We start from the raw sequence: 13,242 nt of genomic DNA, 5'->3' as shown, positions 1-13,242 counted from the left end.
TGGCTTCCTTCCTAGATAGTGCCGTGAGTGGCGTGTTGTGAAGTCGAGCTGGGCGCAGGAGCGCTCAGCTCTCGTCGCCACCCTCGGCGACGTCGGTGGTTGCCTCGTCGGCCGCAGCGGCCGGCGTGGCGGTGCCCTGCTCCTCGAGCTTCTGGCGCAGGGCGTCGACCACGCGGGCCGTCTGCGACAGAGGAGCGACGAAGAGGTAGGCGGCCTTGGTGAGGGAGCCCTTCATGGCGCCCGCAAGCTTGGCCAGCAGAACCTCGCGGGACTCGAGGTCCGCGAGCTTCGTGATGTCCTCGGGAGCCAAGGGCTTGCCGTCGAGGACGCCAGCCTTGATCACGAGGAGGGGGTGTGCCTTGGCGAAGTCACGCAGACCCTTGGCCGCCTCGACCGGGTCACCGGTGATGAAGGCGATGGCCGACGGGCCCTGGAGGTGGCCGTCGAAGGCCGTGATACCGGCCTCCTTCGCGGCGCGCTCCGTGAGCGTGTTCTTGACCACGGCGTAGGTGGCGTGTTCCCGGATCGAGCTGCGCAGCTGCGAGAGCTGGGCCACGGTCAGACCGCGGTACTCGGTGAGAACGGCCGCACCGGACTCACGGAACTTGTCCGTGATCTCGGCAATGGCTGCGCTCTTCTCGGCGTTCGCCATCTGGGCCTCCTTCCCTTGCGTGGTGCCGCCCGTCGAAGGGGCCCGGAGGGCCTGCACGAAAAGAGCCCCGGCGCAGGGCGCTCGGGGCTCGCAGCGGCATACGATCGCGTATGCCGTGAGGCTGAGTGTCCTGCGCTGGCTGCCCGCGTCGTGCGGAACCTTCGGGAGATCGTGGTTGCCCACGCCTCCAACCGGCGGTCATTGGTCGTGGACCAGAGTACGGGCAAGGGCTCTTGCGGCCAAATCGGGGTGGAGCCCCCGGCACCGCCGCGCCTTTCTGGCCCGCGCTTCGCCCGCGCGTCCGGCCCGGGCTCCCGGATCACGCCGCGTCGGTGTCCTAGCGTGACAGACATGGCGAGTGGCGATGGAGGCGACCGCCCGACCGCGGCGCACCGGCGGGCGATCCGCCGTCGGCGCTCATGGGCGGGTGCGGTCGTGCTGCTCTGCTTGGCGGCCGACGTCTGGTCCGTCTCGGCCGCCGGCGCACGTGAACCCGTGGCCGACCGTCCTGCTCCGGCGGTCACGCAGGCCGCCGCGACCGCCACGACCGCCACGACCGCCGTGCCGCCGGTCGACCAGGCAGAGCAGGTGCCGGACGCTGCCACCGACTCGCAGGCCAGTGGCAGCTCGCCCGCGCGCCCCGGCGCGGCCGCCAAGGGCGACGGGACCGACCGCAAGGGCGATGGCAAGGACGCCAAGGGCGCGGTCATCGAGTCCGGCTCGGGCCGATTCACGGTCGTCGCGATGCCCGCCTCCGCCCTGCGGCCGGAGCCGTCGAGCGGGCGGACGGTGCGCTACACCGTCGAGGTCGAGGGCGGCACGGACGTCCCCGGTCAGGAGTTCGCCGCGACCGTGGGGAAGGTCCTGACCGAGCCTCGTGGCTGGCAGACCAAGGACGGCGTCCGCTTCGTCGACGTGGCGCCGGCCGAGGCCGCGAATGGCGCTCCTGTCGATCTGCGCATCACGCTCGCCAGCCCGGACACCACCGACCGGCTGTGTGCGCCGCTGGAGACCCGCGGGCAGGTCAGCTGCCACAACGGCGGGCGCGTCGTGCTGAACCTGCGACGCTGGGTCCTCGGCGCCGAGGCCTACGGCAACGACGTCGCGGCCTACCGCACCTACCTGGTCAACCACGAGGTCGGCCACGGCATCGGCCACCCGCACGAGTACTGCGGCGGCACGGGCCAGGTGGCACCCGTGATGATGCAGCAGACCTACGGCCTCAAGGGCTGCACCGCCTGGCCGTGGCCCACGCCCAAACCGGCCTGACGTCGACGCGGTCGTGCGACCGTGCCCACCCGATGTCGCCAAGTGGTTGCGAAGTGCCCACTCGACCTGAGTCGAGTGGGCACTTCGCTTCTCTGCGGGAGAGGCGGTGCGTCAGCGGTCGGGGTGCACCACCATGGCCGAGCCACCGCCGCGACGGACCGGTTCGGCTGCCGCCATGAACCTGTTGTGCCCGAAGCTGCGGGTGGCTGTCGCCGCCCCGATCTCGTTCGGTGTGCCGGCCGACGCGAGCTTGTGGCCCATCGCCGTCAGCGCTGCACCGGTGGGACCGTCGAGGATCGCCGGCTCGGCACCCTCGGACGTCCCGTTGCGCGAGGAGAGGCGCGGTGCGGCGATGGCGTCGACGAGCGACAGGTCGCGGTCGAGGTAGCCGAGGATCGTCTGCGACACCGAGGTGATGATCGTGGCGCCACCGGGCGAGCCCACGGCCAGGAACGGCTTCCCGTCCTCGAGCAGGATGGTCGGGCTCATCGACGACCGCGGGCGCTTGCCCGGACCCGGCAGGTTCGGGTCGGGAACTCCAGGCGTCAGCGGCGCGAAGTTGAAGTCGGTGAGCTCGTTGTTGAGCAGGAAGCCCCAGCCGGGCACGGTGATGCCCGAGCCGCCGGTCTGCTCGATGGTCAGCGTGTAGGAGGCGACGTTGCCCCAGCGGTCCATCGCCGTCAGGTGCGTCGTCGAGATGCCCTCGTAGGGCTCCTTCTGGGCGGTCGCACCCTGGGCGCAGGAGGTGTAGCTGCCGTCCGGGGAACCGAACGGGATGGGCCGCGGCTGCGCCTTGGCCGGGTCGAAGAGACAGGCGCGCTCCGCTGCGAAGGCCGGGCTGACCAGCTCGGGGACGGGCACACCCGGCACGTCGCCGACGTAGCGGTTGCGGTCGGCGAACGCCGTGGCGGACGCCTCGGAGAACCGGTGGAGGTACTGCACGTCGGAGACCTGCGACGTCGGCGTGCCGGTGCGCCGCTCATAGGCCTTCATGAGGTTGAGGATCTCGGCGACGGCGATGCCGCCGGAGCTCGGAACCGGCATGCCGAAAACGTCGAGTCCCTCGTACTGCGAGTGGATCGGCGCCTTCGTCAGCGCCCGGTAGGCCGCCAGGTCGCGCAGCGTCATCTGCCCGCCCATGACGCTGACACCCGCAGCGGTGTGGGGCGCGTTGGCCTCGCGCGCGATCGCCTCGCCCAGCCGCCCGCGGTAGAGCAGGTCGACGCCCTGGGTCCGCAGCGTCCGGTACGCCTTGGCCATGTCGGGGTTGGCGAACACCGACCCGACGGCAGGAGCCTGACCGCCTCGGAGGAAGACGCGTGCCGTCTCGGGGAACTTCTTGAAGCGGTCGGCGTTCGCGGCCGTCTGGTCGTGGAACGTCTGGTCGACCACGAAGCCCTTCGCGGCCAGCCGCTCCGCCGGCTTCAGCGCCTCGTTCCACGAGAGGGTGCCGTAGTCGCGCAGGGCCTTGGCCCAGAGCGCCGGCGTGCCGGGCACGCCGATCGACAGCCCCGAGTTGACCACCGTGTCGAAGTCCATCGGCGACCCGTCGGGGTTGCGGAAGGTGTTCGCGGTGAACGTGGCCGGAGCCGTCTCGCGACCGTCGATGGTGGAGACCTTCTTCGTCCGTGCGTCGTAGTAGACGAGGAACCCGCCACCGCCGATGCCGGCGCTGTAGGGCTCCGTCACCCCGAGGGCAGCAGCGGTCGCGACGGCTGCGTCGGCCGCATTGCCGCCGCGAGCCAGCACGTCGATGCCCACCTGCGAGGCGTCGCGGTCGACGGAGCTGACCGCTCCCCCGGAGCCGGTCATCACGGGGACCTTGGGCAGCGTGCCCGGCTTGTGGTGCCACCCGCGCGCAGGCGCGCTCGTGGGTGCTGCCGAGGGTTGGGCGCCGGCCGTGGCCGGCAGCAACGAGAGCGGGAGTCCCACGACGAGAGCGCCGAGGACCCAGCGGGACCGTGTGGTTGTGCGTGCGCTGTGACGACTCATCTGTCGACCGTACTCGCGCCCTCCGGGACACGCCCGTCGAAGCCCCGCCCAATCAGAGCCACGCACGATCGCAGACCGGGACACCGCCCGGCGAAGGCTCGAGGGCCTGAACCGTTTCCGGGCCACGGCACACCTGAACGCGGAGCGAGCGGCATCGGAACGGGAGCGAGGCGACGTGGCGAACGTGGCCCGGAGCGGCATCGGCGACGGGCGGCGTGCCCCGAGGAGCGAGCGTGCCGGCATACGCCCGTCGACGCTCCACGCCGCGACGGGTCGCGGGCGCCGCGGCGTCCACCCAGCGACAACGACGAGAGCCCGCCACCCCGGAAGGGGTGACGGGCTCTCGAAACCTGCGGGATCAGGCGGAAGCCTGCTCCTCCTCGAGGAGGTTGCGGGTCTTGGAGAAGTCGAGCGGGATGCCCGGGCCCATCGTCGTGGAGACGGTGGCCTTCTCGATGTAGCGGCCCTTCGAGCTGGACGGCTTGAGACGCAGGATCTCCTCCAGCGCGGCGGCGTAGTTCTCGACGAGCTTGGACTCGTCGAAGGACGCCTTGCCGATGATGAAGTGGAGGTTCGCGTGCTTGTCGACGCGGAACTCGATCTTGCCGCCCTTGATGTCGGCGACGGCCTTGGCGACGTCCATGGTCACGGTGCCGGTCTTCGGGTTGGGCATCAGACCACGCGGGCCGAGCACCTTGCCGAGACGACCGACCTTGCCCATGAGGTCAGGGGTCGCGACGACGGCGTCGAAGTCGAGCCAGCCGCCCTGGACCTTCTCGAGCATGTCGTCGGAGCCGACGTAGTCGGCGCCGGCCTCACGGGCGGCCTCGGCCTTGTCGCCGTTGGCGAAGACGAGGACGCGGGCGGTCTTGCCCGTGCCGTGCGGCAGGTTGACCGTGCCGCGGACGGCCTGGTCGGCCTTGCGGGGGTCGACGCCGAGGCGCATGGCGACCTCGACGGTCTCGTCGTACTTGGCCTTGGCGGTCTGCTTCGCGACGCGGACGGCCTCGAGGGGGGCGTAGACCTTGCCGGGCTGCACGAGCTCGGCGGCTGCGCGGTAGTTCTTGCTGCGCTTCATGAACTGCTCCTTGTGTGGTGGTGGAGTCGTGGTGCGGACCAGCGCTGGCCCTCCCACGTGGCCGACGGCATACGGTCCGTATGCCGTGCGGCCGGGGTGACGCTCGAGCTCAGAGCTCGGTGTCGATGCCCATCGAACGAGCGGTGCCGGCGATGATGCGCGCCGCCATCTCCTCGTCGTTGGCGTTGAGGTCTTCCATCTTCTGGCGCGCGATGTCGAGGACCTGCTCGCGGGAGAGCTTGGCGACCTTGGTCTTGTGCGGCTCACCGGAGCCCTTGGGGACGCCGGCAGCCTTCTTGATCAGCTCGGCGGCCGGCGGCGTCTTGGTGACGAAGGTGAACGAGCGGTCTTCGTAGACCGTGATCTCGACCGGGATGACGTTGCCGCGCTGGGCCTCCGTCGCAGCGTTGTACGCCTTGACGAACTCCATGATGTTCACGCCGTGCTGACCCAGGGCCGGGCCGACGGGCGGGGCGGGCGTGGCCTGTCCGGCCTGGATCTGCAGCTTGATGAAGCCGGAGACCTTCTTCTTGGGGGGCATGGTTGCCTACCTTCTGTGTTGCTGGGCCGACGCCAGTGGTGCTGGATGGGCGATGACCCGGTTGCATGTCCTCGCGCGGTCAGCCGCACGAGGTCCTACGACCTTCGTCAGATCTTGGCGACCTGGGCGAAGGAGAGCTCGACCGGGGTCTCCCGGCCGAAGATCGAGACCAGCACCTTGAGCTTCTGCGTGTCGGCGTTGATTTCGGAGATCGTGGCGGGAAGGGTCTCGAAGGGCCCCTCCATGACAGTGACCGACTCGCCGACCTCGAAGTCGAGGACCCGCACGTCCTTGCGGGCGGCCGACGGGGCGGCGGCGCCGGTGCCCTCGGCAGCGGCGGCGGCCTCGAAGTTCGGGGCGAGCATCGTGAAGACCTCGTCGATCGACAGCGGCACCGGCTGGTGCGCGTTGCCGACGAAACCGGTGACACCGGGGGTGTGACGCACGGCGCCCCAGCTCTCGTCGGTGAGGTCCATGCGGACGAGGACGTATCCGGGCATCCGGACGCGGCGGACCTGCTTCTTCTGGCCGTTCTTGATCTCGGTGACCTCCTCCATGGGGACCTCGATCTCGAAGATGAAGTCCTCCATGTTGAGGGTCTGGATGCGCGTCTCGAGGTTGGCCTTCACGCGGTTCTCGTAGCCGGCGTAGGAGTGGATGACGTACCAGTCACCCTCCTTCATGCGCAGGTCCCGCTTGAAGTCGGCGACGGGGTCACCGCTGCCCTCGACCGCCGGCTCGGCAGCACCGTCGGCGTCGACGCCGGCCTCATCGGACGCGACGTCGGAGTCGGAGTCGGAGTGGGTGTCCTCAGCACCCGACTCGACGTCGGACGCCGAGAGCTCGTCGGTCTCGACCGCGGGGTCGACGACGTCGTTCTCGGTGCTCTCGCCGTTCGGGGCGCCCTCGTGGGCGAACTGCTCGGACACGCTCTGACCTACTTCCTTGCTCGTGGACCAGCCGATCGCGGCTGGCGGTGACATCCCGTTGACCCGGGCGGGTCCGTCAGCTCGTCGAGCCGGTGAAGACCCAGGAGATCAGCCTGGTCAGACCGAAGTCGAGGGCCGACACGAGCGCCATCATGATCACGACGAAGACGACCACGACCGTGGTGTAGCGCACCAGCTCGGGGCCCGTGGGCCGCACGACCTTGCGCAGCTCGTCGAGGATCTGGCGCACGAAGAGGCTGATCGCGCTGAAGAGGCGCGACACCGGGTTGCCGCCGCGAGCCTTGTCGGCACGGCCGGACCCGCGCTTGGCGCTCGTCTCCGTCACGATTCCTTCTTTCTGCCTGGGTGTCGGCCCGCGACAGACGCCCGAACCGCGAGACCCGCATCGGGTTCACGTCAGGACAGGAGCCGCGTGCCGCCTTGCACGACGACCACATCACCGGGATGCGCAGGGCAAGAGGGACTCGAACCCCCAACCGCTGGTTTTGGAGACCAGTGCTCTACCAATTGAGCTATTGCCCTTCGCCGCAGACGTTGGGTGCCTGCGGCGGGACGGCATGCGTCAGCATGGCCAGCGAAGCCGTCCGAGCGTCGATCATACGGGACGGATGCGCTCCAAGGCGAACCGACGAGATACCGGCGAGAAAGGTGTCGCGCGGGGCCGCTGGAACCGAGCCACCGGCATACGGACGGCCCCCCCCGGGCCACCCGGCGCAGTGGCAGGATCGAGACGTGACGAACCCGCGCACCCCCCTTGCGTCCCTGTCCGACGACGACCTGGCCGGCTTCCTCGCCGAGCAGCGCTCAGCGTACGCGGCGCTGCAGTCCCGAGGCCTGAAGCTGGACCTCACCCGGGGCAAGCCCTCGTCGGCGCAGCTCGACCTGGCCGACGACCTGCTGCGCCTGCCGTCGTCGACCAAGGACCGCGCCGGTGTCGACGTGCGCAACTACGGCGGCCTCGAGGGCCTGGCCGAGCTGAGGGAGATCTTCGCCGAGCTGCTCTCGGTGGAGCCGTCGCAGGTGGTCGCGGGCGGCAACTCGAGCCTGTCGATGATGTACAGCACGATCGTCGACTTCCTGCTCTTCGGCGGCGTGGACTCCCCACGGCCCTGGAGCCAGGAGGAGACGGTCCGCTTCATCTGCCCGGTCCCCGGCTACGACCGCCACTTCTCGATGCTCGCGTCGTTCGGGATCGAGATGGTGACCGTCGACATGCACCAGGACGGTCCCGACATGCCCGCCGTCGAGTCGCTCGTCAAGGACGACCCGAGCATCAAGGGCATCTGGATCGTGCCGACCTATGCCAACCCCTCGGGTGCGGTCGTGTCGCAGGAGGTGGCCGCGCGCCTGGCGGCGATGCCGACCGCGGCGGCCGACTTCACGATCTTCTGGGACAACGCGTACGCCTTCCACCACCTCACGCAGGAGGAGGCCAAGAGCGCCGACATCCTCAGCCTCTGCGCTGCCTCCGGGCACCCGAACCGCCCGATCATGTATGCGTCCACCTCCAAGATCACCTACGCCGGCGCGGGCGTCGCCGTCCTCGCCGCCAGCCAGGCGAACGTGAAGTGGTACCTCGGGCACCTCGCGATGGGCTCGATCGGCCCCGACAAGGTCAACCACCTGCGCCACGTCGAGTTCTTCCGTGACGCCGAGGGCGTCCGCGCGCACATGCGCCGCCACCGCGAGGTCATCGCCCCCAAGTTCGCCGCCGTCGACGAGGCACTGACGACCGGACTCGACGGCCTCGAGATCGCGCAGTGGAGCCACCCGACCGGCGGCTACTTCGTCAACCTCGACGTGCTCGACGGCACGGCCTCGCGCGTCGTGGCCCTCGCCAAGGAGGCCGGCATCGCACTCACCCCCGCCGGCGCCTCCTACCCGCACGGGCGCGACCCCAGGGACCGCAACATCCGCCTCGCCCCGACCTTCCCGGTGCTCGACGAGGTGCGCACCGCCATGGCCGGCGTCGCGACCTGCGTGGCCCTGGCAGCCGCGGAGAAGCTGGTCGCCGACCGGGCCTCGGGGGTAGGGGCACAGGGCGACGGCTCGACGCCGTCGGCACAGGACGCCTCGAATCCCGCCACCGAAGGAGCCTCGCGATGAGCGACACCGGTCCCACCGAGAACATCGACACCGACCTCACGAGCTACAGCGTCGACGACGAGGACCAGCCGTCGAACCTCGAGGGCCTGCCCGACGACGACGTCGAGGACGAGCTGGACCGCGGCTACTCCCCGCCGGAGAAGGAGCGCGGCACCGACGCCTTCGGCACGACCGCCTACGAGCAGTCGCTCGACGAGACGATCGACCAGCGCATCCAGCAGGAGGTGCCAGACCCCAACACGGCCTACGGCGCCCCCGAGAACGAGAGCGGCCTCGACGAGGAGCGTGTGGGCGGCGACGACCCCGACTCCATCGCGGCCGAGGACGACTGGCTCGGCGACAACGAGGTCGGCGACCAGCGCGCCGGCCGCCTCGTCTCCGACGACGAGGGCGCCCACGAGGACACCGAGAAGCAGGTGTGGGCCAACGACGTGGGCATCGACGGCGCGGCCGCCTCAGCCGAGGAGGCCGCCGTGCACGTCGTCGACGAGATCGCCGACGAGCCCGACGAGGTGTGACCGCCGCCCCGTTGTCCCGCGCGCTCGAGGCTGGAGCGCGCGGAACGGGGTCGGGCGCGTGACAGGTCGCGCGCCCCTGGGCGACATCGCCCGCTCGACGCAGGAGCGCGCGAGACAGGCTGTAGCCGGGTGACACACTGGCCCGCATGACGCGTCCGGTCGAAGACCTTCCCAAGGCGCACCTGCACCTGCACTTCACCGGCTCCATGCGCATCGCCACGGTGCGCGAGCTCGCCGCGGCACACGGCATCCGGCTGCCGGACGCGCTCCTGACCGACTGGCCCCCTCGGCTCGCGCGGGCGACCGACGAGCGCGGATGGTTCCGCTTCCAGCGCCTCTACGACGCCGCGAGGGCCTGCGTGCGCGGCGAGGAGGACATGCGCCGCATCGTGCGCGAGGCAGCCGAGGACGACCTCGCGGAGGGCTCGCGCTGGCTCGAGCTGCAGGTGGACCCGACGTCGTACGCCCCGTTCGTCGGGGGCATCACCCCCGCCCTCGAGATCGTGCTGGACGAGGCTCGCAGGGTCTCGGCCGCGGGCTGCATCGGCGTGGGGATCGTCGTCGCCGCCAGCCGGATGCGCCATCCCCTCGAGGCCCGCACCCTGGCGCGCCTGGCCGCGCGCTACGCGGGCGAGGAGGCCGGCGACGTCGTCGGGTTCGGCCTGTCCAACGACGAGCGCCGGGGCCTCGTCTCGGACTTCGCCCCGGCCTTCGCCATCGCCCGGCGCGCCGGGCTCGCTCTCGTGCCCCACGGTGGCGAGCTGCTCGGCGCCCAGTCGGTCATGGAGACGCTCGAGCACATCGACCCCGACCGCATCGGTCACGGGGTGCGCTGCGTGGAGGACCCGCAGGTGCTCGACGCCGTGGCGGAGGCAGGCGTGACCCTCGAGGTGTGCCCGGGCAGCAACGTGGCGCTCGGCGTCTATGCCCAGCCGCACGAGGTGCCGCTGCGGGCCATCGTCGAAGCGGGGATCCCGGTGGCGCTGGGGGCCGACGACCCGCTGCTCTTCGGGTCGCGGCTGACGGCGCAGTATGCGGCGGCACGTGACCTCGGTTTCGACGACCGAGGGCTGGCCGGGCTGGCCCGGGCCTCGCTCCAGGGCAGCCGCATGCCGAGCCGCCTGCGCAAGGCCGCGCTCGCCGACCTCGAGCTGTGGCTCCAGCCTGCCGCGGTGACACCGGACACACAGCCGATCAGGACGTAACGGGCACACCGGGTGGTGCCGGAGCGCCACGGCACCGCGAGCCGCGTCGCCACCCGCAGGGGCGAGTTTGCCCCGGATCGGTGCCGCCGGTCATGCTGGTCGGAAGATGAAGACTTCTGCCCTGATCCCCGCACGCCCGTCCACCGCCACCGGCACCCGTCTGCGACGCCTGGCCACCGTCGGTCTCGTGGCCCCCGTCGTCGCGCTGGCCGCGTGCAGCGGCGGGTCTCCGGTGACGGCCGACGCCACCGCCTCCGCGCCTGCGAGCACCTCGTCCGCGACCGCGAGCACGACGACGGCTCCGACCACGACCGCGGCCCCGACGACGACCCAGGCCCCGGCCCAGCGATCGGTCTCCTCGGTGGTGAACGCCAGCATCAAGGACCCCACCCTGGGGCACACCCTCACCGCCCGCCGCGTGGTCCGCAACTTCTCCTGGCCCGCCGAGCAGCCGGTCGGCGCCAAGCAGTTCGAGATCGTGGGTGTCTGGGTGACGATGCAGGCCGGATCTCGGTTCTCGGCCTCGCTCGACCCCTCGATGCTGGCGCTCGTGGCCGCCAAGCCGGCCCAGACCGTCACTCCGACCACCGAGTTCGGGAAGCGGTGGGGAGCCACCGCCCTCAAGCCGGCGAAGCGCGCGCAGACGACGGCCGGCTGGGTCTTCTTCAAGGTCGACCGGGGCACGGGCAACGCACTGCGCCTCGCGTTCAACCGGCCCGCCTACCAGGTGAGCACGACGGACAAGAAGATCCCGGCCAACAGCTTCTCCGTCGTCCTGACGAAGTAGCGAGCTCCGGCCCGCGCCGAGGATGCGTGCTCCGGCACGCGCGGGCGCCGCACACATGCGTCGCAGGCGGGCGCGGAGCCCTAGAGCTGCTCGCCCACGAGGACGGGCTCGTTGACGAGGGTCACGCCGAACACGTCACGGACGCCGTCGCGCACCTGGCGCGCGAGGGCCAGGACGTCTGAGGTGGACGCCCCCCCGCGGTTGGTGACCGCGAGCGTGTGCTTGGTCGAGAGGGCCGCCGGGGCCGGGAGGCCGAACCCCTTGCCGAAACCGGCGTGCTCGATGAGCCAGGCCGCGCTGGTCTTGACCCGCCCGTCGGCCTCGGGGAAGCGCGGAGGCGTGGGCCCCTCCCAGCCGAGCCGCTCCCCGACCCGTTCGACGAGCGCGTCGAACTCGTGGTGGCTGAGGATCGGGTTGGTGAAGAACGAGCCGCACGACCAGGTGTCGGGATCTGCCCCGTCGAGCACCATGCCGCGCGCCCGGCGCTGCTCGAGGACGGCCTCGCGGGCGTCTGGGAGCGGCACCCGGGTGCCGAGCGGCACGTCGAGGCCCTTCGCCAGGGCGGCATACGCGATGGGTCGGCTGAGGTCGGCGACCTCGAACTGGAAGAGCACGTCGAGCACGACGTAGCGCGAGTGGCCCTTGAACCGCGAGTGGCGGTAGGTGAAGGCGCAGTCGGCGTTCATGAAGGTGCGCACGGCCTGCTCCTGGCGGTCCCAGGTGCGCACCTGCGCGATGGTCTGCGAGACGTCCTGGCCGTAGGCGCCGACGTTCTGGATCGGCGTGGCGCCCGTGAGCCCGGGTATGCCGCTGAGCCCCTCGACGCCCGCCCAGCCCTCGGCGACGGCGCGGGCGACGACGTCGTCCCACACCTCCCCCGCCGCCACGCGCACGACGGCACCGCCGCAGTAGTCGGCCGACTCGGGAGTGATGCCGGAGGTCGCGACGCGCACCACCGTGCCCGCGAAACCGTCGTCGGACACGATGAGGTTGGAGCCGCCGGAGACCACGAGGAGCGGCTCGTCGGCGTCGTCGACCTCGCGGACGGCGTCGACGAGCTCGTCGGTGCTCGTGGCCGTGACGACGCGGGCGGCCGGGCCGCCGACGCGCATCGTCGTCAGGGTGGACAGGGGGACGTCGGACTGCTCGAGCACGCGGGGAACCGACCGATCAGGCCAGCACGGCGACGGCCAGGGCTCGGCCGAGCACCTTCTCGCCGCCCGCCGTGGCCGTCAGCTCGACGGTGACGCGCCTGGTGTCGGGGTCGACCGCCTTGACGACACCGGAGACCTCGATGTCGGCGCCGCCCTCGTAGGGGACGACGACCGGCTTGGTGAACCGCACGCCGTACTCGACGACGCGACCCGCGTCGCCGACCCAGTCGGTGACCAGAGTGACCGCCGACCCCATGGTGAACATGCCGTGGGCGATGACGTCGGGCAGGCCGACCTCCTTGGCGAAACGCTCGTCCCAGTGGATGCGGTTGCGGTCGAGCGAGGCCCCGGCGTACTGCACGAGGCGGGCGCGGTCGACGTGGACGGTGAGCGACGGGAGAACGTCTCCGACGGAGAGTCCCTCGAAGGCACGGACGCCTGCCGGGCTGCTCGACTGGGCACTCATCACTCTGCTCCTCGGATGACGATGGTCGAGGTGGCGGTGCAGACGGGCTCGCCCGCCGCGGTGGCCAGCTCGGTGCGGGTCGTGACCATGGCGTGGCCGCCCGCCTGGCGCACGGTGTCGACGTGCAAGGTGCCCACGATCGCGTCACCGGCGGTCAGCGGACGGTGGTGGACGAACCGCTGCTCGCCGTGCACGACCCGCGAGAAGTCGATGCCGGCCTCGGGGTCGCGGATCAGCTGAGCGTCGCACTGCTGGGCGATGAGGACCGCGAAGGTGGGGGGCGCGATGACGTCGGCATAGCCCCGGGACCGGGCGACGTCGGCGTCGACGTGCACGGGGTCCGACGAGCCGACCGCCTCGGCGAACTCCCGGATCTTGGCGGCACCGACCCGGTAGGTCTCGGTGGGCGGGTAGACCCGCCCCTGGAAGTCTGCGTTCACCGGCATACGCGCACCCTACCGAGCGGCACCGACGACGGCCTCACGGCACCTGCGCGCGCCCGGGAACGAACACGCTCCCCCGGC

Annotated in this window: 14 protein-coding genes and 1 tRNA gene; 5 read left to right on the top strand and 10 right to left on the bottom strand. The window is 71.2% G+C overall.

Annotation, left to right across the window (positions count from 1 at the left end; all coding sequences use genetic code 11):
• Window positions 1–64: 64 nt before the first annotated feature.
• Entirely contained in the window at window positions 65–652 is a 588-nt protein-coding gene (rplJ, locus tag ABD194_RS12135) for a 50S ribosomal protein L10 (RefSeq protein WP_343991650.1), read from the bottom strand.
• A gap of 351 nt (window positions 653–1,003) precedes the next feature.
• Here rplJ and ABD194_RS12130 point away from each other — a divergent pair, with 351 nt between their 5' ends.
• The gene (locus tag ABD194_RS12130) at window positions 1,004–1,921 is read left to right on the top strand and encodes a DUF3152 domain-containing protein (protein WP_343991648.1); all 918 of its coding nucleotides are present in this window, start codon (window positions 1,004–1,006) and stop codon (window positions 1,919–1,921) included.
• 111 nt (window positions 1,922–2,032) lie between these two features.
• Here the strand turns inward: ABD194_RS12130 and ggt are convergent, their stop codons facing one another.
• The 6 genes from ggt to ABD194_RS12100 all read right to left on the bottom strand — a co-directional run bounded on the left by ggt (window position 2,033) and on the right by ABD194_RS12100 (window position 7,004).
• Window positions 2,033–3,913 (bottom strand): gamma-glutamyltransferase, encoded by a 1,881-nt coding sequence (gene ggt / locus ABD194_RS12125; RefSeq protein WP_343991646.1) that lies wholly within the window; start codon window positions 3,911–3,913, stop codon window positions 2,033–2,035.
• Between the two features lie 358 nt (window positions 3,914–4,271).
• On the bottom strand, window positions 4,272–4,991 hold the full coding sequence (gene rplA / locus ABD194_RS12120; protein WP_343991644.1) for a 50S ribosomal protein L1: 720 nt from the start codon (window positions 4,989–4,991) through the stop codon (window positions 4,272–4,274).
• A 109-nt stretch (window positions 4,992–5,100) separates the two neighbouring features.
• Window positions 5,101–5,532 carry a 50S ribosomal protein L11 gene (gene rplK / locus ABD194_RS12115; protein ID WP_343991642.1) on the bottom strand — a complete coding sequence of 144 codons (432 nt, stop codon included), beginning with the start codon at window positions 5,530–5,532 and terminating at the stop codon, window positions 5,101–5,103.
• A 107-nt stretch (window positions 5,533–5,639) separates the two neighbouring features.
• Window positions 5,640–6,461: a transcription termination/antitermination protein NusG gene (gene nusG, locus ABD194_RS12110; RefSeq protein ID WP_343991640.1), complete on the bottom strand. Its 822-nt coding sequence runs from the start codon at window positions 6,459–6,461 to the stop codon at window positions 5,640–5,642.
• Window positions 6,462–6,537: 76 nt separating this feature from the next.
• Window positions 6,538–6,807, bottom strand: coding sequence for a preprotein translocase subunit SecE (gene secE / locus ABD194_RS12105; protein ID WP_343991638.1), 270 nt, complete (start codon window positions 6,805–6,807; stop codon window positions 6,538–6,540).
• A gap of 124 nt (window positions 6,808–6,931) precedes the next feature.
• Window positions 6,932–7,004, bottom strand: a tRNA-Trp gene (locus tag ABD194_RS12100).
• Window positions 7,005–7,214: 210 nt separating this feature from the next.
• Here ABD194_RS12100 and ABD194_RS12095 point away from each other — a divergent pair.
• From ABD194_RS12095 to ABD194_RS12080, 4 genes are all read left to right on the top strand, one after another.
• On the top strand, window positions 7,215–8,588 hold the full coding sequence (locus tag ABD194_RS12095) for an aspartate aminotransferase type Ic (RefSeq protein ID WP_343991636.1): 1,374 nt from the start codon (window positions 7,215–7,217) through the stop codon (window positions 8,586–8,588).
• The gene (locus tag ABD194_RS12090; protein ID WP_343991634.1) at window positions 8,585–9,106 is read left to right on the top strand and encodes a DUF5709 domain-containing protein; all 522 of its coding nucleotides are present in this window, start codon (window positions 8,585–8,587) and stop codon (window positions 9,104–9,106) included. Before ABD194_RS12095 ends, ABD194_RS12090 begins: the two co-directional genes overlap by 4 nt.
• A 146-nt stretch (window positions 9,107–9,252) precedes the next feature.
• The gene (locus ABD194_RS12085) at window positions 9,253–10,311 is read left to right on the top strand and encodes an adenosine deaminase (protein WP_343991632.1); all 1,059 of its coding nucleotides are present in this window, start codon (window positions 9,253–9,255) and stop codon (window positions 10,309–10,311) included.
• A gap of 106 nt (window positions 10,312–10,417) precedes the next feature.
• Window positions 10,418–11,098, top strand: coding sequence for a hypothetical protein (locus ABD194_RS12080; RefSeq protein ID WP_343991630.1), 681 nt, complete (start codon window positions 10,418–10,420; stop codon window positions 11,096–11,098).
• Between the two features lie 80 nt (window positions 11,099–11,178).
• Here the strand turns inward: ABD194_RS12080 and ABD194_RS12075 are convergent, their stop codons facing one another.
• Genes ABD194_RS12075 through ABD194_RS12065 form a run of 3 tightly spaced genes read right to left on the bottom strand, consistent with a single transcriptional unit; the run spans window position 11,179 to window position 13,164 of the window.
• Window positions 11,179–12,252 (bottom strand): UDP-N-acetylmuramate dehydrogenase, encoded by a 1,074-nt coding sequence (locus tag ABD194_RS12075; protein ID WP_343991628.1) that lies wholly within the window; start codon window positions 12,250–12,252, stop codon window positions 11,179–11,181.
• Window positions 12,253–12,268: 16 nt separating this feature from the next.
• A complete protein-coding gene (locus ABD194_RS12070) occupies window positions 12,269–12,718 on the bottom strand; it encodes a MaoC/PaaZ C-terminal domain-containing protein (RefSeq protein WP_343991626.1) in 450 nt (149 codons plus the stop codon).
• Complete coding sequence (locus tag ABD194_RS12065; RefSeq protein ID WP_343991624.1) at window positions 12,718–13,164, bottom strand: FAS1-like dehydratase domain-containing protein; 447 nt, start codon at window positions 13,162–13,164, stop codon at window positions 12,718–12,720. Before ABD194_RS12065 ends, ABD194_RS12070 begins: the two co-directional genes overlap by 1 nt.
• Window positions 13,165–13,242 lie beyond the last annotated feature (78 nt).

The sequence above is a fragment of the Terrabacter terrae genome (assembly GCF_039529575.1).
Classification (GTDB): Bacteria; Actinomycetota; Actinomycetes; order Actinomycetales; family Dermatophilaceae; genus Terrabacter; species Terrabacter terrae.
This window is presented reverse-complemented; position numbering and strand designations above follow the sequence as displayed.

Coding starts and splice junctions, on each gene's coding strand:
- ggt (WP_343991646.1), bottom strand. CDS start 3,913: ATGAGTCGTCACAGCGCACGCACAACCACACGGTCCCGCTGGGTCCTC.
- ABD194_RS12085 (WP_343991632.1), top strand. CDS start 9,253: ATGACGCGTCCGGTCGAAGACCTTCCCAAGGCGCACCTGCACCTGCAC.
- rplJ (WP_343991650.1), bottom strand. CDS start 652: ATGGCGAACGCCGAGAAGAGCGCAGCCATTGCCGAGATCACGGACAAG.
- ABD194_RS12065 (WP_343991624.1), bottom strand. CDS start 13,164: ATGCCGGTGAACGCAGACTTCCAGGGGCGGGTCTACCCGCCCACCGAG.
- ABD194_RS12130 (WP_343991648.1), top strand. CDS start 1,004: ATGGCGAGTGGCGATGGAGGCGACCGCCCGACCGCGGCGCACCGGCGG.
- rplK (WP_343991642.1), bottom strand. CDS start 5,532: ATGCCCCCCAAGAAGAAGGTCTCCGGCTTCATCAAGCTGCAGATCCAG.
- ABD194_RS12090 (WP_343991634.1), top strand. CDS start 8,585: ATGAGCGACACCGGTCCCACCGAGAACATCGACACCGACCTCACGAGC.
- ABD194_RS12080 (WP_343991630.1), top strand. CDS start 10,418: ATGAAGACTTCTGCCCTGATCCCCGCACGCCCGTCCACCGCCACCGGC.
- ABD194_RS12070 (WP_343991626.1), bottom strand. CDS start 12,718: ATGAGTGCCCAGTCGAGCAGCCCGGCAGGCGTCCGTGCCTTCGAGGGA.
- rplA (WP_343991644.1), bottom strand. CDS start 4,991: ATGAAGCGCAGCAAGAACTACCGCGCAGCCGCCGAGCTCGTGCAGCCC.